The sequence below is a fragment of the Nocardioides sp. genome (assembly GCF_047607185.1).
Lineage (GTDB): Bacteria > Actinomycetota > Actinomycetes > Propionibacteriales > Nocardioidaceae > Nocardioides.
Genome location: NZ_JASGDQ010000061.1, coordinates 45,354 through 71,178, shown reverse-complemented (window position 1 = coordinate 71,178; position 25,825 = coordinate 45,354). Strand labels below are relative to the sequence as shown.

At 71.0% G+C, this 25,825-nt stretch carries 20 protein-coding genes; all 20 read left to right on the top strand.

Annotated features, from left to right (window positions below):
• Positions 1–2: 2 nt before the first annotated feature.
• Entirely contained in the window at positions 3–782 is a 780-nt protein-coding gene (locus tag QM595_RS06770; protein WP_415170774.1) for a cell division protein FtsQ/DivIB, read from the top strand.
• 179 nt (positions 783–961) lie between these two features.
• A complete protein-coding gene (gene ftsZ, locus QM595_RS06765) occupies positions 962–2,143 on the top strand; it encodes a cell division protein FtsZ (RefSeq protein ID WP_415170773.1) in 1,182 nt (393 codons plus the stop codon).
• 6 nt (positions 2,144–2,149) lie between these two features.
• Positions 2,150–2,857: a polyphenol oxidase family protein gene (locus QM595_RS06760; protein ID WP_415170772.1), complete on the top strand. Its 708-nt coding sequence runs from the start codon at positions 2,150–2,152 to the stop codon at positions 2,855–2,857.
• A complete protein-coding gene (locus QM595_RS06755; protein WP_415170771.1) occupies positions 2,854–3,570 on the top strand; it encodes a YggS family pyridoxal phosphate-dependent enzyme in 717 nt (238 codons plus the stop codon). Before QM595_RS06760 ends, QM595_RS06755 begins: the two co-directional genes overlap by 4 nt.
• Positions 3,571–3,607: 37 nt before the next feature.
• Positions 3,608–4,141, top strand: a complete 534-nt coding sequence (locus QM595_RS06750; RefSeq protein WP_415170770.1) for a cell division protein SepF — start codon at positions 3,608–3,610, stop codon at positions 4,139–4,141.
• Between the two features lie 91 nt (positions 4,142–4,232).
• A complete protein-coding gene (locus QM595_RS06745; RefSeq protein WP_415170769.1) occupies positions 4,233–4,523 on the top strand; it encodes a YggT family protein in 291 nt (96 codons plus the stop codon).
• A 115-nt stretch (positions 4,524–4,638) separates the two neighbouring features.
• Positions 4,639–5,412, top strand: coding sequence for a DivIVA domain-containing protein (locus QM595_RS06740; RefSeq protein WP_415170768.1), 774 nt, complete (start codon positions 4,639–4,641; stop codon positions 5,410–5,412).
• A 299-nt stretch (positions 5,413–5,711) separates the two neighbouring features.
• A complete protein-coding gene (locus QM595_RS06735; RefSeq protein ID WP_415170767.1) occupies positions 5,712–6,143 on the top strand; it encodes a TraR/DksA family transcriptional regulator in 432 nt (143 codons plus the stop codon).
• Positions 6,116–6,685, top strand: coding sequence for a signal peptidase II (gene lspA / locus QM595_RS06730; RefSeq protein ID WP_415170766.1), 570 nt, complete (start codon positions 6,116–6,118; stop codon positions 6,683–6,685). The genes QM595_RS06735 and lspA overlap by 28 nt, the downstream gene beginning before the upstream one ends.
• Positions 6,682–7,626 carry an RluA family pseudouridine synthase gene (locus tag QM595_RS06725; RefSeq protein WP_415170765.1) on the top strand — a complete coding sequence of 315 codons (945 nt, stop codon included), beginning with the start codon at positions 6,682–6,684 and terminating at the stop codon, positions 7,624–7,626. The genes lspA and QM595_RS06725 overlap by 4 nt, the downstream gene beginning before the upstream one ends.
• On the top strand, positions 7,616–8,191 hold the full coding sequence (locus tag QM595_RS06720) for a GNAT family N-acetyltransferase (protein ID WP_415170764.1): 576 nt from the start codon (positions 7,616–7,618) through the stop codon (positions 8,189–8,191). The genes QM595_RS06725 and QM595_RS06720 overlap by 11 nt, the downstream gene beginning before the upstream one ends.
• Before the next feature lie 167 nt (positions 8,192–8,358).
• Positions 8,359–11,916, top strand: a complete 3,558-nt coding sequence (gene dnaE / locus QM595_RS06715; RefSeq protein ID WP_415170763.1) for a DNA polymerase III subunit alpha — start codon at positions 8,359–8,361, stop codon at positions 11,914–11,916.
• Positions 11,901–12,461, top strand: coding sequence for a hypothetical protein (locus QM595_RS06710; RefSeq protein ID WP_415170762.1), 561 nt, complete (start codon positions 11,901–11,903; stop codon positions 12,459–12,461). The genes dnaE and QM595_RS06710 overlap by 16 nt, the downstream gene beginning before the upstream one ends.
• 59 nt (positions 12,462–12,520) lie before the next feature.
• Entirely contained in the window at positions 12,521–14,359 is a 1,839-nt protein-coding gene (locus tag QM595_RS06705; protein WP_415170761.1) for a DUF3352 domain-containing protein, read from the top strand.
• A 191-nt stretch (positions 14,360–14,550) separates the two neighbouring features.
• Positions 14,551–15,162 (top strand): DUF4339 domain-containing protein, encoded by a 612-nt coding sequence (locus QM595_RS06700; protein ID WP_415170789.1) that lies wholly within the window; start codon positions 14,551–14,553, stop codon positions 15,160–15,162.
• A 209-nt stretch (positions 15,163–15,371) separates the two neighbouring features.
• Positions 15,372–16,214, top strand: a complete 843-nt coding sequence (locus QM595_RS06695) for a PP2C family protein-serine/threonine phosphatase (RefSeq protein WP_415170760.1) — start codon at positions 15,372–15,374, stop codon at positions 16,212–16,214.
• On the top strand, positions 16,211–17,383 hold the full coding sequence (locus tag QM595_RS06690; protein WP_415170759.1) for an FHA domain-containing protein: 1,173 nt from the start codon (positions 16,211–16,213) through the stop codon (positions 17,381–17,383). Before QM595_RS06695 ends, QM595_RS06690 begins: the two co-directional genes overlap by 4 nt.
• Positions 17,380–18,918, top strand: a complete 1,539-nt coding sequence (locus QM595_RS06685) for a serine/threonine-protein kinase (protein WP_415170758.1) — start codon at positions 17,380–17,382, stop codon at positions 18,916–18,918. Before QM595_RS06690 ends, QM595_RS06685 begins: the two co-directional genes overlap by 4 nt.
• A complete protein-coding gene (locus tag QM595_RS06680; protein ID WP_415170757.1) occupies positions 18,918–19,649 on the top strand; it encodes a hypothetical protein in 732 nt (243 codons plus the stop codon). Before QM595_RS06685 ends, QM595_RS06680 begins: the two co-directional genes overlap by 1 nt.
• Positions 19,646–25,801: an Ig-like domain-containing protein gene (locus QM595_RS06675; protein ID WP_415170756.1), complete on the top strand. Its 6,156-nt coding sequence runs from the start codon at positions 19,646–19,648 to the stop codon at positions 25,799–25,801. Before QM595_RS06680 ends, QM595_RS06675 begins: the two co-directional genes overlap by 4 nt.
• The last annotated feature ends 24 nt before the right edge of the window (positions 25,802–25,825 follow it).

Here is a 25,825-nt window from a genome sequence, read left to right as displayed (position 1 = left end):
GCATGACCACCGACGAGGCGGCCGGCACCGAGGAGGAGCGGAAGGCCGCCAAGCGGGCTGCCCGCCGGGAGCGCCGCACCCGCCGGCGGTTCGCCCGCCGACAGTGGCGCCGTCGCTGGCTGCGGTGGAAGCCGGTGCTCGCCGTCGTACTCGTCCTCGCCGCGGCCGGCACCGCCGTCTGGGCGCTGTGGTTCTCCAGCCTGCTGTCGGTGCAGGCCGTCGAGATCACCGGCCTGCACAGCCTGAAGAAGGGGGAGGTACGGCGAGCCGCGGCCGTCCAGCTGCACCAGCCGCTCGTCGGCGTCGACCTGGACGGCGTCCGCCGCCGCGTCGCCGCGCTGCCGCCGGTGGAGAGCGTCGAGGTGTCACGACAGTGGCCCGACCAGGTGCTCATCGAGGTCACCGAGCGCACGCCGATCGCGGTGGCTCAGATCGGCGACCAGCTCCGGGCGCTGGACAGTCACGGCGTGGTCTTCCTCGACTACGGTCAGCAGGCGCCCGAGGGGCTCCCGGTCGTGCGCACGCCCGAGGGCACCAGCGCCGAGGCGCTCGCCGAGGCGGCCGAGGTGATCAGTGCGCTGCCCGCCTCGGTGACGAAGGTGGTCGACCACGTCGACGTCCGCACCGTCGACGAGATCTCGCTGGTGCTCACCGACGGCCGCACCGTGGTGTGGGGGAGCGCCGACCAGTCGACCACCAAGGCGAAGGTGCTGACCTCGATGCTGCCGATGGACGTCCAGACCATCGACGTCTCCGTGCCGGGCCAGCCGACCTCGAGCTGAGCCACCCGCAGGGCCCTGAATTCACCTCCGCCCCGCGTGTCGCACGAGATCCGGGCAGGGCGATGCCTAATGTCTTCACCAACAGCAGGTTGACATAACTATAACCCTCATCTTGAGGGTGATGGTTGAGCGACACGCCGGACGACACAACTGCGGAAGACGAACAAGGGGCGAGCACCGTGGGAGCTGCACAGAACTACCTGGCGATCATCAAGGTCGTCGGCATCGGTGGCGGTGGGGTGAACGCCGTCAACCGGATGATCGAGATCGGCCTCAAGGGCGTCGAGTTCATCGCGATCAACACCGATGCGCAGGCGCTGCTGATGAGCGACGCCGACGTCAAGCTGGACATCGGTCGCGAGCTGACCCGCGGCCTCGGCGCCGGAGCCAATCCGGAGGTCGGCAAGAAGGCCGCCGAGGACCACGCCGAGGAGATCGAGGAGGTCCTCAAGGGGGCCGACATGGTCTTCGTCACCGCCGGCGAGGGCGGCGGCACCGGCACCGGCGGCGCACCCGTGGTCGCCAAGATGGCCCGCAGCCTCGGCGCGCTGACCATCGGCGTGGTCACCCGGCCGTTCGCCTTCGAGGGGAAGCGGCGCGCGAAGTCGGCCGAGGAGGGCATCGCGGCGCTCCGCGAGGAGGTCGACACCCTCATCGTGATCCCCAACGACCGGCTGCTGTCGATCTCCGACCGCAACGTCAGCGTGATGGACGCCTTCAAGCAGGCCGACCAGGTGCTGCTGCAGGGCGTCGCCGGCATCACCGACCTGATCACCACTCCCGGCCTGATCAACCTCGACTTCGCCGACGTCAAGTCGGTGATGTCCAACGCCGGCTCCGCGATCATGGGCATCGGCTCGGCCCGCGGCGAGGACCGCACCGTGCAGGCCGCCCAGACCGCCGTCTCCAGCCCGCTGCTGGAGGCCAGCATCGACGGCGCCCACGGCGTGCTGCTCTCGATCGCCGGCGGCTCCGACCTCGGCCTGTTCGAGATCAACGAGGCTGCCGCCCTGGTCGCCGACGCGGTCCACCCCGACGCCAACATCATCTTCGGCGCCACCATCGACGACGCCCTCGGCGACGAGGTCCGCGTCACCGTGATCGCCGCCGGCTTCGACGGCGGCTCGCCGAAGAAGCTCCGCGAGGGCGAGCAGCTCGGCCGTCCCGCCGCCCGGCCGCAGGCCAGCCAGGAGGACGTCAAGGCCGCCGTCGCCGCCCGTCAGGAGGCGCGCGCGGTCCGTCAGGAGGCGACCGTCGGCGCTCCCCCCGCCGGCCCCACCGCGCCACCGGTACCCCGGTACGTCACGTCCGAGCAGGCCGACCTCGACGACGAGTTGGACGTGCCGTCCTGGCTCAAGTAAGGACTCGTGTTCACCTTCCGTGAGACCCACGACCTCGACCCGGGACGCCCCCGGGTCGAGGTCGCGTTCACCGACGCCTCGATCGACCTGCAGGGGGAGCGGCCCGCCTTCGCCGCGACGCTCGAGGCGGTGGTCGAGGCCACCGGCGTGCCCTTCGCCCGGCTGCACCAGGTCCACGGTGCCGATGTCGTCGTCATCGACGAGACGCTCGCGGCGAGGCTCGCCGAGCCCGTCGGCGACACCGCGGTCGGCGACGCGCTCGTCACCACGCGCCGGGGCACCGGCCTGATGATCAGGGCCGCCGACTGCGTCCCGGTGCTGCTGGCCGACCAGCGCGCCGGCATCGTCGGTGCGGTCCATGCCGGCCGGGCGGGCATCGCGCTCGACGTCATCGGCCAGGCGGTGGAGCGGATGCGCGCCCTCGGCGCCGGCGAGCTGCGGGCCTGGATCGGCCCCCATGTCTGCGGCCGGTGCTACGAGGTGCCGGCGCCGATGCGCGAGGAGGTCGCCGCGGTGGTCCCGGCGACCTACGCCGAGACCAGCCGGGGCACCCCGGCGCTCGACCTCGGCGCCGGTGCGGAGGAGCAGCTGCGGGCCCGCGGCGTCGACGCGGCCAGGGTGGGCGGCTGCACCCTCGAGGACCCGCGACTCCACTCCTACCGACGCGATGGCGCCGCCGCGGGCCGGCTCGCCGGGCTGGTGTGGCTGGCATGAGCTCGACACCCCACCAGGATCGGACCCGGGAGCTGGCCGGCAGCCTGGCCGCCGTCCGGGAGCGGATCGCCCGCGCCGAGGCCGCCGCCGGCCGCGCGCCCGGCAGCGTGAGCCTCGTCGTCGTCACCAAGTTCTTCCCCGCCTCCGACGTCCGCGTCCTGGCCGGGCTCGGAGTGAGCGAGGTGGGGGAGAACCGCCACCAGGAGGCCGAGGCGAAGGCCGCTGCGTGCCAGGACCTGGGCCTGGCCTGGCACTTCGTCGGCGGCCTGCAGAGCAACAAGGCCGCCGCCGTGGCCGGCTACGCCGACGTCGTCGAGTCCGTGGACCGGGCCAAGCTGCTCGCTCCGCTCGCCCGGGGCGCGCAGCAGCGCGGCACGACCCTCGACATCCTGCTGCAGGTCAGCCTCGACCCGCCCGACCGCGCCGGCCGGGCCGGCGTACCCCCTCGGGAGCTGGCGGCGCTGGCTGCCGCGGCGGCCGCTACCGAGGGGCTCCGGCTGCGCGGACTGATGGCCGTCGCACCACTCGGCGAGAACCCTGCGACCGCCTTCGACAGGCTCGCCGGGATCCGTCAGGGCTTCCTCGCCGAGCACCCGTCGGCCACGGTGCTCTCGGCCGGCATGAGCGGCGATCTGGAGCAGGCGATCGCGGTCGGCGCGACACACGTGCGTGTCGGCTCGGCGGTCCTCGGTTCGAGGCCGCTCGTCCCTTAGTGTCAACACAGCAACAGCTAGCGGAAGGTCACACGTCATGAGCGGCGCGATGCGCAGGATCGGCGAATACCTCGGCCTGGTCGAGGACACCGGTCGGTACGACGACGACACCTACGGCGACCTCTACGCCGCCGAGAACTACGGCCCGGAGACCGGCGCGATGACCCAGCCGGTCGCCGCCGTGCGCACCCGGCAGCCCCGCGAGCAGCGCAAGTCCAAGCACCAGCCCAAGCCCCAGGTCGCCGACCTGGCCGAGCGGCGCCGCCCGCAGCTGGTCCGCGACGTCACCGAGCTCTCGCGCATCGTCACCTTGCAGCCATCGACCTACAACGACGCCCGGGCCGTCGGCGAGAACTACCGCGACGGCGTGCCGGTGATCATGAACCTCACCGAGATGGAGGACGCCGACGCCAAGCGCCTCGTCGACTTCGCCGCCGGCCTGATCTTCGCCACCCACGGCGACATCGAGCGGGTCACCAGCAAGGTGTTCCTGCTCTCGCCGCCCAGCGTCTCGGTCGCCGCCGAGACCAAGCGCCGCATCGCCGAGGGCGGGTTCTTCAACCAGTCCTGACTAGGCTGTCGCGCATGAGCGAGCGGAGCGAGCGAATCATCCAAGCCAGCGCGCGACGCTCATGCCCCCACCGAGCGAAGCGAGGTCGCGCATGAGTACCGTGTGGGTGATCGTCTATGTCGCGCTGTTCGTCTTCATGGGCTTGCTGTGGGTCCGCTTCATCGTCGACTGGGTGCAGGTGTTCGCCCGCTCCTGGGAGCCGAGGGGCCCGCTGCTGGTGGCGCTGGAGGGCGTCTACAGCACCACCGACCCACCGATCAAGGCGCTGCGCCGGATCATCCCGCCGCTGCGGCTGGGCGGGATGGCGCTGGATCTGAGCTTCCTGATCGTGATGATCACCGTCTACATCCTGATGCTCATCGCCAGACAGGGCGCCTACTGACGGCGGCGACTCCGGCAACCGACGCCGTCGATCCCGGTAGGCGCTAGAGTTCGACTGAGCACCATCTGCCACACTGGCTAGTCCGTTTGATTCCGAACAACGTAAAGGTGAGGTCATGCCGCTGACGCCAGAGGACGTGAGCAACAAGCGATTCACTCCCGTCCGGCTCCGCGAGGGCTACGACATGGGCGAGGTCGACCAGTTCCTCGACGAGGTCGAGGCCGAGCTGGCCCGGCTCACCAAGGAGAACGACGATCTCCGGGCCAAGCTGGCCGCGGCCCAGACGGGTGAGGGATCCTTCGCCACGCCGGCCCCCGCGCCGGTCGTGCCGGAGCCGGTCGTCGAGGTCACCCCCGAGCCGGAGCCCGAGCCGGAGCCCGTCGTGGCGCCGGTCGCCGCCACCCCGGCCGCCGCGCCGGCGGCCCCCGAGACCCTCCGGGTCGAGACGGTCGCCGAGGCCTCCAGTGCCGCGGCGAAGCTGCTGGAGATCGCCACCCGCAACGCCGACGAGCTCGTCGAGCACGCCAAGAACGAGGCCGACAAGATCGTCGGGGAGGCCCGCACCAAGGCCGAGCGCCTGGAGAGCGAGTCCAAGCAGAAGGCCGACCGGATGGAGGCCGAGGCCCGCACCCGCGCCCAGATGCTCGACGCCGAGACCGCCGAGCGCCGCCAGCAGCTGTTCGGCGACCTCGAGCGCGAGCAGGCCAAGCTCGACGGCGAGGTGCAGCGGCTGCGCTCCTTCGAGATGGAGTACCGCTCGCGGCTGAAGAGCTACTTCAGCCAGCAGCTCGAGGCGCTCAACGCCGGCGGCGGCACCGAGCTGGCCTCGGGCGACGACGCCCCCGCGCCGAAGCGGCTGCGCTCCATCCTCGGCGAGGAAGAGGCCTGACCTCCTCGCTGCGACGTACCGCTGACCGGCCGGCCCCGAACGGGGCCGGCCGGTGCTGTTTTTCCGGCTCCGCGGTGCGGTGTGGCTGGTTGAGCGCGGCTCGCCGGCCGGTTACTGTCCCGGCACGGCACGTCGTGGGCGCGCCCCACCGCGCCTCGCCAAGGAGGGCAGTCATGGCTCGACCCAGGAAGACCCCCGACGTCACGCCGCTTGAACCGACCGGGCACACTTCTCGTGCTCGTTCCGGAGCGACCGAGCCCCCGGCGGGGAGCAGACGGGGGACGAAGAAGGGGAGCAGCGTGGCGAAGAAGGCAGCAACCGCGACCAAGGTCGACCTCAAGTCGTTGGTCGTCAAGGAGGGCGAGCCCCCCTGGACCAGGGCGGAGCTCGACGAGGTGGTCGCGGAGCTTCACGAGATGCGTGAGCACTCCATGGCGTTCCTCGCCGTCCAGGAGCAGGAGCTCAACGGCCTGATGAGAGACTCCGGCGACGGCGCCGGCCAGGACCAGGCCGACATGGGCGCGACCAGCTTCGAGCGCGACCAGGAGCTCAGCGTCGTCAACTCCGAGAAGGACAAGCTCCTTCAGATCGAGCGGGCGCTGCAGGCCATCGACGAGGGGACCTACGGCGTCTGCGAGTCGTGCAGTGAGCCGATCGGCAAGATGCGGCTGATGGCCTTCCCCCGTGCCACACTGTGCCTGCCATGCAAGCAGCGCGAGGAACGTCGATAGACACAGGCGGCGGCGAGTCCGGCGAGGCCGAGAGCCAGAGCCGGCCGCGACGCCCACGGCTCCCCGTCCTCGCGGGAGCGGCCTTCCTGGTCTGCTATCTGCTCGACCAGGCCAGCAAGGCGCTGGCCGTCGAGCACCTGACGGACCAGCCCGACAAGCAGCTCGTCGGCTCGCTGCTGCAGCTGCGGCTGACCTACAACCCCGGGGCCGCGTTCTCGCTGGGCACCTCCTTCACGCCGGCCATCGCCTGCCTGGCGATCCTCGCCTCGCTGGTGGTCATCTGGTTCGCTGCCCGCGCCCACGGCGTCATCTGGGCGATCGCGCTCGGTGTGCTGCTGGCCGGCATCACCGGCAACCTCACCGACCGGCTCTTCCGCGACCCGGGCGTCTTCCGCGGCCACGTCGTCGACTTCCTGATGCTGCCGCACTGGCCGATCTTCAACCTCGCCGACGTCTGCATCGACGTCGCAGCGGCCCTCATCGTGATCCAGGCGCTGCGCGGCGTACGGCTGGACGGATCGCGGGAGCCGCGGCCGAGGTGAGCTCGGAGCAGGGCGGGGAGCAGCGCACCCTCTATGTCCCCGACGGCCTGGAGGGGGAGCGGGTCGACGCGGCGATCGCCCGCCTCTTCGGGCTGTCTCGAAGCCGGGTCGCCGACCTGATCGCGGCCGGCCATGTCGTCCTCGACGGCACCGGGGTCGCCAAGTCCGACCGGGTGCGCGCCGGCGCGCTGCTCGACGTGACCATCCCGCGACTGGCCGACCCGCTGGAGATCCACGAGGAGATCGTCGAGGGCATCCGGATCATCCACGAGGACGACGCGATCGTGGTGATCGACAAGCCGGTCGGCGTGGCCGTCCACCCGAGCCCCGGCTGGAAGGGTGCCACCGTCGTCGGGCACCTGCGCGCCGCCGGCATCCGCATCTCCACCTCGGGCGCCCGGGAGCGGGAGGGGATCGTCCAGCGCCTCGACGTCGGCACCTCCGGCGTCATGGTCATCGCGAAGTCCGAGCACGCCTACTCCGTGCTCAAGAACGCCTTCCGCAACCGCACCCCGCGCAAGATCTACCACGCCCTGGTGCAGGGCCACCCGGACCCGCTGGAGGGGACCGTCGACGCGCCGATCGGGCGGCACCCCAAGTACGACTACAAGTACGCCGTCATGGACGGCGGCCGCCACAGCGTCACCCACTACGAGACGCTGGAGGCGCACCGGTTCGCCTCGCTGCTCCGCATCCACCTCGAGACCGGGCGCACCCACCAGATCCGGGTCCACATGAGCGCGCTGCGACATCCCTGCGTCGGCGACCTGACCTACGGTGCCGACCCGGTGCTCGCCCACCGAGTCGGCCTGGAGCGACAGTGGCTGCACGCCGTCAGCCTCGGCTTCGAGCACCCCGAGACGGGGGAGTACGTCGAGTTCGCCTCGCCGTACCCCGACGACCTCGCGCACGCGCTGGAGGTGATCCGCCATGCCGACTGACGTCGTGCTGAGGCTGGCCTCGGCCGAGGAGCTGCCCGCCGTCGCCGAGCTCTATCTCGAGATCCGCGCCGCCGCGGTGCCGCAGATGCCACCCATCGCCCGCCTCCCCGACGAGGTGCGCGGCCACATCGCCTCCTGGGACCTCACCCGGCGACAGGTCTGGGTCGCCGAGGTCGGCCACGACGCTCAGCGCGCCATTCGCGGCTTCGCCTCCGTCGAGCCGCGCTGGCTCAGCGGCCTCTACGTCGGCCCGGAGCTGGCCGGCCAGGGCGTCGGCGGCTCGCTGCTGGAGCTGGTCAAGCAGCTTCAGCCGGGCGGCTTCGGGCTGTGGGTCTTCGAGTCGAACACGCCCGCCCGCGCGCTCTACCGCAAGCACGGCCTGGTCGAGCTCGAGCACACCGACGGCTCGCTGTCGGACGAGAAGCAGCCCGACCTCAAGATGGCCTGGCTCGGCCACTCGCCACGCGCCTTCCTGGATCAGCTCATGGCCGAGGTCGACCGCGACCAGGCCGACCTCGACGCCCGCCGGGCCGCGCTGCGGGCGGTCCTCGCCGATCTCGGCTGAGCGCCCTGCCCAGGAGCTCGCCGAGCCGGTGTCGTGATCCGAGACTGTCGGTGCCGCGTGGCATGGTGCAGCGTCAGGAGGGTTCACGTAGGCTGAGGGTCCTTCCCCTCCCTCGTCGGCGTGAGCCGTCGTACTGCTTCCTTGGCGACCCCAGAAGGAGGGCTCGAGTGACGTCGCAGGACTCGTTCGTCCATCTTCACGTCCACACCGAATACTCCATGCTGGACGGCGCCTCGCTGCTCGACGGGCTGTTCGAGCGGACCGCCCGGCTGGGGATGCCGGCCATCGCGATGACCGACCACGGCAACCTCCACGGCGCCTACGACTTCTGGTCCAAGGCGAGGAAGTACGGCGTCAAGCCGATCATCGGCATCGAGGCCTACATCTCGCCCGGCACCCACCGCAGCGAGCGACGCAAGGTCCGCTGGGGACAGGGCGACGCGGCCGAGGAGGGCGGCGACGACGTCGCGGGCGGCGGCGCCTACACCCACATGACGATGTTCGCCGAGACCACCGAGGGGATGCACAACCTCTTCCGGATGGCGTCCCGGGCCAGCCTGGAGGGCTACTACTACAAGCCCCGCATGGACCGCGAGCTGCTGGCGACCTATGGCAAGGGCATCATCGCCACCACCGGCTGCCCGTCCGGCGAGATCCAGACCCGGCTCCGCCTCGGGCAGTACGACGAGGCCAGGAGGGCCGCCGGCGAGCTCCAGGAGATCTTCGGCAAGCAGAGCTTCTTCCTGGAGCTGATGGACCACGGCATCGACATCGAGCGTCGAGTGCGGCAGGACCTGCTGCGCCTCGGCAAGGAGCTCGACATCCCGCCGATCGCCACCAACGACTCCCACTACAACAACCCCGAGGACGCCGACGCCCAGGATGCGCTGATCTGCGTCGCCTCCGGCAAGCGGCTCGCCGACCCCAAGCGACTGAAGTTCGACGGCGGCGGCTACTACATCAAGTCCCCGGCCGAGATGCGGCAGCTGTGGGCCGAGCAGAACGGGATGCGCGAGGCCTGCGACAACACCCTGGACATCGCCGAGCGCTGCGAGGTGGAGTTCGTCGAGTCCACCGGCGGCTACATGGCGCGCGCGGACATTCCGCCCTCGGAGACCGAAGAGTCCTGGTTCCGTAAGGAGGTCTGGCGCGGCATCGAGTCGCGCTATCCGGGCGAGAGGCTCACCCAGGAGGTCCGCGACCGCACCGACTACGAGCTCGACGTCATCAGTCAGAAGGGCTACTGCGGCTACTACCTGGTGGTCGCCGACTTCATCAACTGGTCCAAGCGCAACGGCATCCGGGTAGGGCCGGGCCGCGGCTCGGGGGCGGGCTCCATCGCGGCGTACGCGCTGCGCATCACCGACCTGTGCCCACTTGAGCACGGTCTGTTCTTCGAGCGTTTCCTCAACCCCGAGCGGCCCTCGATGCCGGACTTCGACATCGACTTCGACGACCACCGCCGCGGCGAGGTGATCGCCTATGTCACCGAGAAGTACGGCGCCGACCGGGTCGCCCAGATCGCCACCTTCGGCCGGATCAAGGCGAAGGCCGCGATCAAGGACGCCGCCCGCATCCTCGACCACGGCTTCGCCATCGGCGACCGCATCACCAAGGCGCTGCCCCCCGACGTGATGGGCAAGAGCGTCAAGCTCAAGGAGCTTTTCGACCCCGAGAGCAAGCGCTACGCCGAGGCCGGCGAATTCCGCACGCTGCACGACAACGATCCCGACGTGCGCACGATCTATCAGACCGCACTCGGCCTGGAGGGCCAGATCCGGCAGACCGGCGTGCACGCCGCCGGCGTCATCATGTCGAGCGAGCCGCTCATCGACATCGTGCCGCTGATGGACCCCAAGGGCGACGGCCAGGTCATCACCCAGTTCGAATACCCGACGTGTGAGTCGCTCGGTCTGGTCAAGATGGACTTCCTCGGCCTCTCCAACCTCCACACGCTCGAGGACGCGGTGGCCAATATCGAGGCCAACCGCGCCGAGAAGATCGTGCTGGAGGAGGTGCCCTTCGACGACCGGGCGACCTACGAGCTGATGGGCCGCGGCGACACCCTCGGCGTCTTCCAGCTCGATGGCGGCGGCATGAGGGCGCTGCTGCGCTCGATGCAGCCGGACAAGTTCGCCGACATCACCGCCGTCTCCGCGCTCTACCGGCCCGGGCCGATGGGCGCCGACTCCCACAACAAGTACGCGCACCGCAAGAACGGCCGTGCGCCGATCGAGCCGATCCACCCCGAGCTCGCCGAGGCGCTGGAGCCGGTGCTGGGGGAGACCTACGGCCTGATCGTCTACCAGGAGCAGGTCATGGCGATCGCGCAGGTGCTCGCCGGCTTCTCGCTGGGCGCCGCGGACAATATGCGCCGCGCCATGGGCAAGAAGAAGAAGGAGGAGCTCGACAAGCAGTACGCCGGCTTCGAGGCCGGGATGCTGGAGCGCGGCTACTCCCGGGCCGCCGTCAAGACGTTGTGGGAGATCCTGGTCCCCTTCGCCGACTACGCCTTCAACAAGTCGCATTCCGCCGCCTACGGCGTGGTCACCTACTGGACCGCCTATCTCAAGGCCAACTACCCCACCGAATACATGGCCGCGCTCTTGACCTCGGTCAAGAACGACAAGGACAAGATGGCGATCTACCTCTCCGAGTGTCGCCGGATGAAGATCCAGGTGCTGCCGCCCGACGTCAACGAGTCGTTCGCCGACTTCGCCGCGGTCGGCAACGACATCCGCTTCGGCCTGACCGCGGTCCGCAATGTCGGCAGCAATGTCGTCGAGGCGGTCGTCGCGGCGCGTGCGGAGAAGGGCCGCTACCTCGACTTCAACGACTTCTTGTCCAAGGTGCCCGCCACCGTCTGCAACAAGCGGGTCATCGAGTCGCTGATCAAGGCCGGCGCCTTCGACGACATGAAGCACCGTCGCCGTGCCCTGGTGGCGGTTCACGAGGCCGCCGTCGACCAGTACGTCGACATCAAGCGCAACGAGGCGATCGGCCAGGACTCGCTGTTCGGGGAGCTGGACGGCGACTCCGGCTTCGGCGTCTCGGTGACCATTCCCGACATCGAGGAGTGGGAGAAGATGACGCTGCTCGGCCACGAGCGGGAGATGCTCGGCCTCTATGTCTCCGACCACCCGTTGCTGGGCCTGGAGCACGTCCTCGCCAATGGCACCGATGCGACGATCGGCTCGCTGCTCACCGACGAGGACCGGTCCAGCGGGCAGAGCGTCACCGTCGCCGGCCTGGTGACGAGCGTGCAGCGCAAGATCACCAAGAAGGGCGACCCCTGGGCCACCGTCACTCTGGAGGACCTCGAGGGTGCCATCGACGTGCTGCTCTTCCCCAGCAGCTACCAGCTCGCCGCCCCCTATCTCACCCCGGACGCGATCCTGCGGGTGCGCGGCGTCCTCGACAAGGAGCGGGAGACGCCGCAGCTGCGCGGCCAGGAGGTGACCGTCCCCGATCTGACGGGCGGCCCCGGTGCCCCCTCCGGCCCGGTGGTGATCAGCCTGCCCGCGACCCGCTGCACCCCGCCGACCGTGCAGCAGCTCAAGGACGTGCTCGGCACCCACCCCGGCGTGACCGAGGTGCGGCTGCGGCTGCTGACCCGCGAGGCGACCCGGGTGATGCGACTCGACAACCGGCTGCGGGTCACCCCGAGCCCGGCGCTGTTCGCCGACCTCAAGCAGCTGCTGGGACCCGGGTGTCTGGGCAGCTGATCGGGGCTGACATCCTGGAGGACGTGCCCGCCGCCGTACGACCTGCCGTGACCTGGGCCGCGGTCATCGCGGTCGGCTACGCCGCGGTCGGCGCGGCCTGCGGCTGGATCTGGGCCAGCCGCTACACCGCGCCCAGCGGAGTCGTCTACGACCACACCTGGTACCCCGACGAGTGGGACGCCGGCCAGCGCACCATCTTCGCGGCCACCGGCAGCTTCGTCGTCATCGCCGCGATCGCCGGCCTGGTGCTGGGCCTGGCGGCGGTCCTGATCCCACGAGCCACCGAGGTGCCGACGCTGGTCGGCGTCATCGTGGGGTCGGTGCTCGCCACCGGCCTGATGCTCTGGGTGGGGCTGCAGCTGGGGCCGTCCGCCCCGGCCGCCGCGGCGGCCACCGCCGCTGACGGAACCGCGCTCGACGGCGGCCTGACGACTCCCGGGTGGGCGGCCTGGACGGCCCTCCCGCTGGCCTCCCTCGTGGTGCTGTGCGTGGTCTATCTCATGGTGCCGGCCCGGGCGGCCGGCGATTCGTCCGACGAGGAATAGATGTCCCCTCCGCGGGGTAGGCTCCCCGTCCAGTAGTGACCCCACGTGAGGAGTGCCACGTGTCCGACGTGTCCGGCAACCTGCCCCCGACGCCACCCCCGCCGCCCAACCAGCCGCCGCCCAGTCAGCCGCCCGAGCAGCTCGACTTCGGCGCCGCGGCAGCGGCTCCCGGTCAGCCGCCTCGCAAGATCGGCAAGGGCTGGTTCATCGGCGGCGGCCTCGCGGCGCTGCTCGTGGTCGGCGGCGGCGTCGCCGCCTGGGCGGCGGTGTCCTTCTTCAAGACCGGCGACCAGCCCGCCGAGGCGCTGCCCGACAACACCCTCGCCTACGCCAGCATCGACCTCGACCCCTCGGGCGGGCAGAAGATCGCCGCGTTGAAGCTCGCGCACAAGTTCCCGGCCTTCGAGGAGGAGACCGGGATCCACGTCGACGACGACGTCCGGGAGTGGATCTTCGACCAGATCAAGAAGGAGACCGACTGCGACCTCGACTGGTCCGACGACATCGAGCCCTGGCTGGGCTCCCGCGCGGCCATCGCCGCGGTCGGCACCGAGAAGCCCAAGCCGGTAGTGGTCGTGCAGACCAAGGACGCCGGCAAGGCCGAGGACGGCATCGAGAAACTCCTCGGCTGCGACGACTCCGCGGAAGACCAGGCGGGCTATGTCGTCGACGGCGACTGGATCGTCATCGCCGAGACTCAGGACGAGGCCAAGCAGGTGGTGGCCGACGCCAAGAAGGGCTCGCTGGCCGACGACCCCGACTACCAGCAGTGGAACGACCGGGTCGGCGACGCGGGCATCCTCTCGGCGTACGCCGCGCCCGCCCTCGGCCCGTACCTGGCCACCCAGATGGACAGCATCACCAGCCAGCTCGAGTCGCTGCCCAGCGACCTCGGCGGCGGTCTCACCCCGCAGGTCGGGCCCGCGCAGGTCGACCCCTCCGAGTTCTGCACCCCCGACATGCTCTCCGACGACTTCACCAAGGAGGACTGCGAGTCCCTCTTCGGCGACCTGAGCGGTGACACCTCCTATCCGACCGACCCCGACAGCAGCGACCCGCTGCTCGGCGCATTGACCGCCTGCGGCGCAGGTGCGACCGACTCCACCCAGCTGGACCAGGCCCGCAGCAAGCTCGCCGACTTCGGCGGCGCCGCCGCGACGATCCGGTTCAGCGACGGCGGCCTGGAGATGGCCGTCGTCGGCGACTCCGGGGTCGAAGGCTCCACGCCCACCTCGACCGCCATCACCACGCTGCCCGAGGACGTGGCCGCCGCCATCGGCTTCTCGCTCGCCGACGGCTGGGTCGACGGCATCGTCGACCAGATCGAGGCCACCTGCGGCGACGGCTTCGACCCCTCGACGCTGTTCGACCAGCTCAGCGAGATGACCGGCCTGGAGCTGCCCGGCGACATCGAGAAGCTGCTCGGCGACTCCGTCGCGCTGGCGGTCGGCCCGGGCATCGACCCCGAGGTCCTGGTCAACTCCTCCTCGCCCGACGACCTGCCGATCGCGATCAAGCTCCACGGCGACGCCGAGGAGATCGGCTCGGTCATCGACAAGCTCAAGTCGGCCTACGGCGACTATGTCCCCGAGGGTCTGCTCGACACCGACGAGGGCGAGGACGCGGTGGTGCTCGGCTTCGATCCCGAGTTCCGCGAGAAGGTCGCCGACGACGGCGGCCTGGGCAAGGCGAAGGCGTTCACCGACGTCGTCCCCGAAGGGGAGAAGTCGACGGTCGTCCTCTACGTCAACTTCAACGGGTTCGACGTGGCTCTCAAGGCGCTCGCCTCCGGCGACAAGCAGGTCGCGGACAATCTCGAGCCGCTCGCCGGGCTGGGCTTCAGCGCCTGGGTCGACGACGGCGTCTCCCACGCCGTGGTCAAGCTCTCGACCGACTGACTCCTCAGCACTTCCCGAGTGCGGTGGATCCGAGTCACCGGCTGACTCGGATCCACCGCATTAGCAGCGAATCGGCCGGGGCCTGTCGCCCGTTTTGCCGACCACGGCGGGCATTGACCGCGAGGGTTCGACGAGGCTTCGATGGGGGTGTGCGTAGGAATCACGGCCTAGCGGTCTGTTGCGCCGTGGTGATGCTGGGGTGGGGGCTGCTGTGCCTGCTGGCGGCGGTCGCCGGCGTCTGGCTGAGCGTCGACTACGGCTGGGACCTCAGGTGGTCGGCGGAGACCGGGCTTCGTCTCATCGGTTGCCTGGCCGTCGTGGTGGCACCGCTGGGATTCACCCGCCGCGCCCCGCTCCACGTCTGCGGCGCGCTCTGTGTGGCGTTCCTGTTGCTGACCGCCGGACTCTGCGTCTGGGACCTCAGCGCGGGCGCGGATCTCAGTCTCATCGTGGACTTCTATTGGCGCTCCGGCATCGGTGGCCTCGGCCCGCTGCCCGCCCGTCAGGCCTGGCTCCTCGCGGCGTGGTCCTGGCCGGTGCTCACCGTGTCGCTCCCGCTGCTGGCCTGGCTGCTGGTCCTCCTTACCGGGGCGGGCCGGCCCGTTACCGGGCCCTACGACGCGACGAACACCGCGACCTCGCCGGCCCGGGAGTGGCTCGTCTGGCATGGCGAGGCGACCTACGGCCCCTACAGCATCGCCGAGCTGCGGGGGTACGCCGAGGAGGGACGACTGCGCTCGGACACCCTCGTCTGGGTGCCCGGTCAGCACGGGGTCCCGCTCGGTTCGCTCCTCGACGGCTGAGCCGGTTCGTCCGGCTCCTCGGGTCGTCGGTCGCGGGTCGGGTGTCGGTCAAAAGGGCGACTCGACCGGGGTGATCGGGTGTTCCACACTTCTTCGGCGGTGGGTCAAGGGCGACGTACCGGTGGGGAGCAGTCCCCATGTTCGGTGGCGCACCACGCCACTACGGTCCGGCATGGCCGCTGATCCGCACCGCCCAAGGAGGAGCCCCCATGACGGTCCAGAGGGTCGAGCCCTGGTCGCCGACGGCCGGCTCGAGCGGCATCTGGCTCGAGGCCGGCGCCTGCTCGCATCCCGGCCGGACCCGGACGGTCAACCAGGACTCCTGGCTGCTGCGCCCACCGGTCTTTCTCGTCGCCGACGGCATGGGCGGCCACCAGGCGGGCGAGGTCGCCAGCGCCATCGTCGCGAGCAGCTTCGCGGAACTGGCCGACTCGCCCAGCGTCGACGCGGAGGCTGTGCAGCGCTGCATCGCGCTGTGTGGCGAGCGCATCGCCGCGATCGCGCCAGCCGAGGGGCCGGTTCCCGGATCGACCATGGTGGCGCTGGTCTACGTCGTCCGTGACGACGTGGCCTACTGGCTGCTCGCCAATATCGGCGACTCGCGCGCCTATCAGTTCCGGCAGGGCCGGCTCGACCAGCTCAGCCACGACCACTCGTTGGTTCAGGAGATGATCGACGCCGGCGAGCTGGCCGCCGCGGCGGCCGCCACCCACCCCGACCGGCACGTCATCACCAGGGCACTCGGTGCGATCGCCGAGGCGCCGGCGGACTACTCGCTCATCCCGGTGGAGGGAGCCTCGCGGGTACTGCTCTGCTCCGACGGCGTGACCTCCGAGCTGGCCGACGACCTCATCGCCAGTGCGCTCGCGACCGATCTCGACGCCGCCGCTGCCGCTGCCGCGCTGATCCGGCAGGCGGTCGACGCGGGCGGTCGTGACAACGCCACCGCCGTCGTGATCGACGTCCGTGGCGGCGTGGTCCAGGAGCAGACCGCGGGCCGTGGCCTGGCGGCCAGCGAGGACACCATCCCCGGTCGCGGGAGTCGAGGATGACGCGGATCCGTTACCGCGTGGGCAGCGCGGTCGGCCTGGTCCGACCAGGCGTCGCGATCCTCGTCGAGGATGCCGCGCACCTCGACCTCGTGGCGCTCTGGGAGCAGCTCGACACCGACCCCGACGTGCTGACTCTGCTGGACGCGCTGGGCGGTGGTCGTCTCACCGGGCTGCCGCGGTTCGCCGTCGTGATGTGGCGCGACGGCGAGATCCGGGCGGTGGTGCGCGGTGACTATGTGGTGGAGGTCGCCGGCGAGGAGGGTGCCGTCGAGTGGCGTGGCGCCGACGTCAGCACCTGGTCCGAGCACCGCCTGCCGGTCAGCGGCGACATCGGAGCCCGAATCAGTACGGCGGCCGCGGCCCCGGACGCGCGTGAGCTGATGGCCGACGCGGCCGTGGTGCTGGCCTCGTCGATCACGGTGGGCGACGCGCTGGATCGCGAGCCCGAGCCGGAAGCCGAGCCCGCACCAGAGTCCGAGCCGGAACCCGAGGCTGCGGCGGAGCCGGAACCCGAACCGGAACCCGAACCGGCGCTCCAGGAGCACCGGGAGCCAGCCGCAATAGGCGCGGCACCGGCCGGAGTCGATCCGGCCGCCACGATCTTCGAGGCCGACGAGTCTCGCTACGACGAGCTGTGGGGCGCCACGGTCGCCGGTCGCCGCCCGGAGGATGCCGCGGTCCGCGAACCCGACCAGATCGTCTCCGAGCCGAGCGCCGGGCCGGCCTCGGCCGAGGACCACCCCAAGGACCACCCCGAGGACCACACCATGACGCCGGAGGAGTTCGCCAAGCTGCGCGCACGGCGAGCCGGCACCCGGCAGGCAGCCGATGCGCCGGTCGTCGTCGCCCGGCTGGTCTTCTCGACCGGCAAGGAGGTCGACGTCGACCGCCCCGTCCTGGTCGGCCGCTCGCCGCGAGCCACCAACACCACGAGCGCGACGCTCCCGACACTGGTCGTGATCGAGGACCCCTATGTCTCCGGCACCCACCTGGAGTTCGGCGTCGTCGACGGTGGCCTCACCGTTACCGACGTCTCGACCAATGGCACCGTGCTACGCCGCCCAGGCGGCGTGGGCACGCCCCTGCCGAAGGGCCTGGCGACCTCCGTAAGAGCTGGCGACATCTTGCAGATCTCGGACGGCATCTGCGTCGAGGTGACCCTTCCGTGAAGACCAGGCTGGCCGCGCCGGCCATCGCCGGCTATCGCTACGTGAGCGACCTGGGCGGTGGCGGCTTCGCCGACGTCTACCTTTACGAGCAGGAGCTTCCTGCCCGCAGGGTCGCGATCAAGGTGCTCCGGGAGGCGGTCACGGCCGGGGCCGGGATGACCCAGCTGCAGGCCGAGGCCAACGTGATGGCGCAACTTTCCGGCCATCCCTCGATCGTGGCCATCTACGCGGCCGACGTCGCCGAGGACGGCCGGCCCTATCTGGTCATGGAGTACTGCTCCCTGCCCGGCCTGTCCCCGAGGTTCCGGACCGAGCGGATCGGTGTCGCCGAGGTGCTCGACACCGGGATCCGCATCGCCAGCGCGGTGGAGACCGCGCACCGAGCCGGCATCCTGCACCGCGACATCAAGCCGCAGAACGTGCTCACCAGCGCCTTCGGCGCCCCGAAGCTGACCGACTTCGGCATCGCCGGTACGGCGGGTCAGGAGGAGGTCAGCTACGGCCTGTCGGTGCCGTGGTCGCCCCCGGAATCCTTCGCCGAGAGCCCGTCGGCCGACGTACGCAGCGACGTCTGGTCCCTCGCGGCGACGATCTACTCGTTGCTGGCGGGACGCTCGCCCTTCGAGGTCGCCGGCGGCGCCAACGACAACCCGACGCTGATGAACCGCATCGAGCGCCAACCACTCGGCCGGATCCGTCGCGCCGACGTCGGCGACTCCCTCAACGACCTGCTCGCCCGGGGGATGGCCAAGCGGGTCGACGACAGGCCGGCATCCGCCTTCGCCCTCGCCGGGCTGCTGCAGGACGTCCAGGCGGAGCTGGGGCTGGCGCAGACCCGCATCGAGGTCTTCGATTCCGCCGCCGCCTCGGAGCAGGCCGAGACCGACGACCAACGCACCTACATCCGTCCGGTCTCCATCATCGTGCCCGAGGCGCTCGAGCGGCACGGCACCTTGCTGCAGCCTCGCTTCGTCAGCCCCGTGCCCGACGACACCGAGCAGTTCCGGACACCGGCAGGCCACGCGCTCGACACCGTCTACGGCCCCCGGGTGATCGGCGGCGCCAGGGCCACCGAGGAGCCGGCGGCACCGGACCGCCCAGGTCGCCGGGGACTGCTGCTCGGCATCGGCGCGGTGGCCGTCGTCGCGGTCGCGGCCGGCACCGTGCTGCTGCTGGGCGGAGGTGACTCCGGCGGCGCCGACGCCGAGAGCCGCGCCGCCTTCGAGGAGAGTGTGGAACCCGACGCGCTCGGCGCCCCCGGAACCTACGTCGCCCCGCCGACGGCGACCACCGCCGAAACCTCGCGGCCGGGAACCGTCACGTTCACCTGGGTGAACCCCGCGCCGCAGCCGGGTGATCACTACGCGGTGAGCTACAGCATCGCCAACCAGCCGCAGCCGGTCGCCGACCTGGACGTGCCGCGCCTGGACGTGAGGGCCACTGCCGGGGCCGTCGTGTGCGCCCAGGCCGTCGTGGTGCGGGCGGACTCGGCCACCTCCTTGCCGGGCGACCAGATCTGCGCCGGGGCCGCGTGATGGGGCCGGCCGAGGCGGAGCAGGGCGAGTCGCTCGTCGTGGAGTTCTGCGGCGAGGAGTACCGCGTCGATCGCACCCGCCGGTTCTCGGTCGGCCGGGAGGCGGATCTGGTAGTCGACGACGACAACGCCTTCCTGCACCGCCGCATCGTGGAGCTCTTCTGGGACAACGGGTTCTGGTGGATCGCCAATGTCGGCTCCCGGCTCTCGGTCACCGTCAGCGGCGAGGCCGGCACCTTGCAGTCCTGGCTCGGTCCGGGCTCACGACTGCCGATGGTGCTGCCCGCGCTCGCGGTGCTCTTCACGGCCGGCGGCACGACGTACGAGCTGACCGTCAGCTCGGCGGAGGCGGCGTTCATGCAGGTCCTCGAGGAGGCCGCGGAGGCCACGGTCGGGCGCACCCTCGGGCACGTGGAGCTGACGCCCTCGCAGTTTCGGCTGTTGCTGGCGCTGGCGGAGAACACGCTGCGTCGTGCTGGGACGGGACCCAGCGACATTCCGACCAATGTCGCCGCCGCGCGCCGCCTCGGCTGGTCGGCCACCACGTTCAACCGAAAGCTCGACAACGTCTGTGACAAGTACGCCAGAGCAGGCGTCAAGGGCTTGCGCGGAGCGGCCGGCAGCCTGGCCACGGGTCGCCGGGCACGCCTGGTGGAGTACGTCGTGGCGGCCCGGATCGTCCGACCCCACCACCTTCCGCTGCTGGACCGGATCGGAGGTGAGGAGGAATGAGGGTGCCCCGCCTGTCGTCGCTACGAAGCCCCGGCCGTCGGGCCCGCCGGACCCGACGGATCGCCTCCGGCGTCTCCCTCGCCGTGGCCGTCTCGGCACTCGTCGTGCTCGCCACCCGAGCCGAGGGCACTCCGATCAGTGACGTGGACCTCAACGACGGCAGCGTCTGGGTCACCAACCAGGACCCGAGTCGCAACCTGCTCGGCCGGCTGAACGCGCAGATCCGACAGCTCGACCTGGCCATCCAGTCCGACTCCGGCGACTTCGACGTCTACCAGGACGGCGCCACGGTGTTCCTCGCGGTCCGCTCGGGTGGGGCCAGCCTGCGACGTATCGACGTCGCCGCCGGGCGCGCGAACGACCCCATCGAGCTACCGGCCACGGCCACCACCGCCTTCGGCGGCGACACCGTCGCCATCCTCGACACCGAGACCGGGGCGGGCTGGGTCCGCACCGCCGACACGGTCTCGGGGTTCACCCCGGAGCTGGAGCCCGACGTCAGGGTCGGCCGGAACGGCGCCGTCGCCGTCGGCGAGGACGGCACCGCCTGGTTCGTGAACCAGGGCAAGCACACCGTGACCCCGGTCGCGGTCACCGCCGGTCTCCCGGACCCCGGCGAGCCGCGCGACCTCGGCGCGAAGGTCGGCACCTCACTCGCGGTCACCGCTGTCGGCAGCAGCCCGGTGGTGCTCGACCGCGACACCGGCGTGCTGCTGCGGCCCGGCGCCGATCCGTTGCGTGTCGAGACCGACGACCCGCTCTCGATCCGGTTGCAGCAGCCCGGCCCGGCCAGCGACTCCTTCTACGTCGCCACTCGTGGCGACCTGCTGCGCGGTGCCCTCGACGGCGGTGTCCTCGAGTCGGTGCGCGGCGGATTCGACGGCCCGCCGGCGGCTCCGCTCGTGCACGCCGGCTACGTCCACGCCGCCTGGGCCGACCCCGACGCCGAGGCCTACGTGCGCGTGCACGGGGACGACGTCCACGCCGAGAAGATCCCGGGAGTCGCCGGCAGCGCGACGCTGACCTTCCGGCGCAATCGCGACGTCGTCGTACTCAACGACACCCTCTCCGGAGTCTCCTGGCTGGTGCAGGAAGAGGGCCTGCCGCGGGTGGAGAACTGGGACGACGTCGATCCCAAGGTGAAGAAGGAGCAGCAGGAGGACCCGGACCCGCAACAAGAGGCGAAGGTCCGCCGTACCGAGGAGAACCATCCGCCGATCGCCCGCGACGACGTGCTCGGGGCCAGACCGGGCCAGGAGTCGATCCTCCCGGTGGTCCGCAACGACGTCGATGCCGACGGCGACATCCTCACGGTCTCCTCCGTGGAGGAGATCAAGCACCTCGGCGGTCCCGAGCCCGAGCGGGTGGCGATCGTCGGCGACGGCACCCAGATCCAGATGCAGTTCGGCGCCAACGACGCCGGCAAGGAGGCCCGGTTCAGCTATGTCGTCACCGACGGCCGCGAAGCGGGCACGGACGAGGCCGAGCTGCGGGTCCAGATCACGCCGCTCGAGGACAACCGGCCTCCGGAGCTGGTCAAGGACGGCGACGTCCCGCGCGAGACCGCGATCACCCTCGGCCGCGGCCAGCGGACCTCGCTCTACGTCCTCCCGGACTGGACCGACGCCGACGGCGATGCCCTGGTGCTGCAGTCCGCCACGGCCAAGAGCGGCACCGTCACCTTCCGCCCGGAAGGCGTCATCGACTACACCGACGACGGCAAGGCCGGGACGAAGACCATCGACATCTCGGTCTCCGACGGCCATGGCGACGGTGTGACCTCGGGCAAGGTCACCGTCAACGTCAACCAGAGCACCGCCGTGCCGCCGGCACTGGTCCCCGACCGCGCGGTCGGCCTGGCGGGCTCGTGGATCCAGGTGGCGCCGCTGGCCAACGACTCCTCCCGCGACGGCACCGCGCTCCATCTGCGCGATGTCCCGGGCCTCGGCGGAGTCGACATCCAACAGGACCCGCTGACGGGCCTCTTCCAGGCGAGATCGTCCCAGCCCGGCACCTACTACCTGGACTACGGCGCCTACACCGACCGTGCCGAGGCGCAGTCGTTCGTGCGGCTGGACGTGCTGAAGAAGAGCGAGACCAACCTGCCGCCGGTGGCGATGAGGGACGAGGGGCTGATCCCGCCGGGCGGGCACGCCCTGCTCGATCTGCTCGCCAATGACACCGACCCCGAGGCGGGCGTGCTCGCGGTGACGTCGGTATCGGTGCCGCCGGGCTCGGGCGTCAAGGCCTCGTTGCTGCGCAACCGGCTGCTCCGCGTCGAGACGGCCCGCGACCTGACCGCGCCGGTCTCGATCGGCTACACCGTCACCGACGGGCCCAACACCACGGCCGGCACGGTCACCGTAGGACAGGGCACCCTCACGGTGGCGAACCGGCCGCCGGTCGCTGCCGACGACAAGGTCACCGTCCGGGCAGGCGCGGTCGGCAGCGTCGCGGTGCTCGGCAACGACGTCGACCCCGACGGTGACGACCTGCTGCTGTTGCAGCAGGACCTCGTCAAGCCCGAGGACCTCGCGCTCTTCGTCTCCGGGACCAGGCTCCGGTTCAAGGCGCCGGACCAGGCAGGGGAGTACCGCATCACCTACGGCGTGCGCGACGCTCGCGGGCAACGCGACGACGCCGAGGTCGTCATCACGGTCAAGCCGGACGACCCGGAGGACAATGCGGCGCCCAGGCCCGAGGCCGTCGAGGCCCGGGCGATCGGTGACCGAGCGGTGCGCATCGAGCTCGGCCTGTCCGGCTCGGACCCGGACGGCGACGCCGTCACCCTCTCCGGCCTGGTCAGCGCGCCGCAGCTCGGCCGGGTCGTCAACACCGGGCTGGACTGGATCGAGTACCAGCCCTTCGACGAGGCCACCGGCACCGACGTCTTCGAGGCCGAGGTGCACGATCGCTACGGAGCCCGCGGCGTCGTACCGATCCGGGTCGGCGTCGCGCCTCGGGCCGCCACCAACCAGAGCCCGGTCGCGCTCGACGACCAGCTGGCGGTGCGCCCGGACCGGGTCATCGCCTACAACGTGCTCACCAACGACGCGGATCCGGACGGCGATCCACCGCTGCTCTCGGAGGACCTCAAACTCGGCGAGGGCACCACCGCGAGCCTCGAGGACGACTTCGTCGTGGTCACCGTCCCGCCGGTCGAGGGAGCGGCCAAGGCGCAGACCACGCTCAGCTACGAGATCAACGACGAGCTGGGCGCGATGGACACCGCCCGCTTCACCATCGACGCCAGCGCCGACGCGCCGCTCTACGCCCCCACCACCCGCGACGACGTGGCCGCCCTCGCCCAGATCGCCGGGAAGACGCCCGGCGAGACGATCACCGTCGACGTGCTGGACAACGACGGTGACCTGGACGGCCGCCGCGAGGATCTTCGCATCGAGGCCTGGGACCCGCGGGTCAGCTCGGTGGTCGACGACAAGCTCAACGTGGTGCTCGCCGCCGAGGACCAGGTCGTCGTCTATCGCGTGCTGGACGCGGAGGACCAGGAGTCGTTCGGCTTCGTCTTCGTCAGCGGCACCGACGACGTCCCCCCGGTGCTGGACCCGACCACCGTCCCGGTCGAGATGAAGGCGGGGGAGTCCCGCGAGATCGCGCTCGCCGACCACGTGCTGGTCCGGGCGGGGCGCTCGCCGATCGTCACCGTGCCGGACGCGGTCGAGACCGCGCCGTTCGCCGGTGGTGTGGAGGTGACGGCGCTGGACCGCATGGTGATCACCGCTCCCGCCGACTTCGTGGGCCGCGCCTCGGTCACCTTCGAGGTGACCGACGGCGCCGACCTCAACGATGCGACCGGGCTGACCTCGCTGCTCACCATCCCGATCGACGTGATCGCCACCCGCAACGAGCCGCCGACGCTGCGGGACGTGGACGTGCAACTCGTCGGCGGCGACGAGGCGGAGGAGAAGCGCATCGACCTGGCCGCCGCTGCCGCCGACGCCAATGCGGAGGACCTGCCCCGGCTGGCCTTCACGGCCCAGAGCACCGACAAGGTCGAGGCGCGCGTCGAAGATCGCGCCACCTTGGTGCTGAAGGCGAAGGACGGCGTGGCCGACCTCGACGTCAGCGACGTGCCGCTGACGGTCACCGACCCCGGTGGCGCCTCGGGGAAGGGGACGGCACATGTCACCATCGTGAGTAGCGACAAGCCGCTGGTCACGGTCAGCCAGATCGGGCCGCTGGAGGCCGAGGCGGGCGCGCCGGTCTCCTTCGACATCGGGGACTACGCCGTCAATCCCTACGAGGGAGAGCCGCTGACCGTCTCCGACGCCGTCGTCGAGAGCGGTGAGGGCGCCGCCAAGGCCGCCGGCTCGGGGGTCACCGTCACCTCCGCCGCCCGGTTCGCCGGCACGATCACGGTCAGGTTCGTGGTCCACGACGGCTCCGGGCGTCCCGACCGCGACGTGACCGCACGCGCCGAGATCGTGGTCGTCGCCGCGCCGGACCCGCCGGGACGGCCGGCCGTCTCCAGCGCGACCCACGACAGCGTGACGCTGAACTGGACGCCGGCCGACGACAAGGGCGCACCCGTGGAGAAGTACGTCGTGGCGTGGTCCGGCGGGTCCCGGGACTGTGGTGCGGCCACCACCTGTGAGGTCACCGGGCTGACCCCGGGGCAGACCTACCAGTTCACCGTCACCGCCCACAACCGGGTCGGGCCGAGCGAGCCCAGTCCCGCCTCGGAGTCGGTCACCCCCGACCGGGTGCCCGAGATGATGGCTGCCCCGACCGTCGTACAGGACTATCTCCACCGCGACGGACAGCTCGAGCTGACGTGGACGCCACCGCAGAACGTCGGCTCGCCGATCAAGTTCTACGAGATCGCCCTGCTCGGCACCGCCGAGGCCCGCACGGTCGCGGCCGGCACCACCTCCTTCCAGTGGAACGGTCTCACCAACGGCGAGATGAGGCAGTTCCGGATCCGCGCCGTCAACGACATCGTCGAGGAGGCCCGCAAACAGGCCTGGTCGGAGGCCTCGCAGCCGGACAAGGCCTTCGGCGTGCCCGCCGTCGTCGCCAAGCCGACCGCGGTGGCCAGCGCCGACGACGGCGTCGCGGGCGGCATCGTCACCGTCAGCTGGTCGGCACCCGACGACAACGGCGACGACCTCGACGGCTACCAGGTCACCATGAATGTCGACGGCGCCGCCCAGTCACCGAAGCAGGTGAGTGGCACGCAGACGGTGTTCAACGTCGACAACGGCCACGACTACACCTTCACGGTGCAGGCGAGCAACCGGGCGGGTCTCAGCGAGCCCAGCGACCCCTCCGACAAGGTCAACCCCTACGACAAGTCCTCCGAGGTCCGCAACCTCACCAAGGTCAGCGAGGGCGACAGCACGGCGCGGATCTCCTGGGACGCCCCCGCCGACGACGGCGGTCGTGACATCGTGGAGTACCGGGTCACCAGCACCGGCGGCCCGGCCAAGACCGTCGGTGCCGGCACGACGACCGCCGACGTGACCTTCAGCGCCAACAACGGGCCCTACACGGTGACGGTCAAGCCCGTCACCCGCGACGACCAGGCGGGCGAGATCCTCGGCAAGTCGGCCGACGTCGGCGGCGTCCGCCCGTTCGGGACACCCGCGCAGCCCACGAATATCACCGCCTCCGGGGGCTATATGTCGGTGGGCTTCAGCTGGGGCACCCCCGCGGCCAACGGACGCCCGGTCCTCGCCGTCCAATATCAGGACGGCAGCTCGTGGACGACCGCCACCAGCAAGACCATCTCCACCACGCAGGGCGGCGACCAGGCCTGTATCAAGGTCCGTACCGTGTCCGAGGGTGCCACCAGCACGGACCGGCTCTACAGCGACGTTGCGCAGAAGTGCGGCAATGCCGACGCGCGAACGGTCGAGGCCATTTTGACGAGCGTGTCCGCGCCGGCCGGCAACTGCGACACTCCCGACGTCCGTCTGGGCGGGACCTGCCGGGTCCTGTCGGTCGCGGTCACCGGCTTCGCGCCCGGAAGTTACACGATCACCGAGAACGCCACGAACTGGAGCTCCCAGACCATGACGGTCGGCTCCGACGGGAGAGGTGACGGCGGTGGACCCCCGTGGTACACGGGCCTGTGCGAGACCTATGTCGTCACCGTCGACGGCATCTCCGACTCGGTGACGTCGTGTTAAGCCACTCCGCCAGCTCTCCCAGCC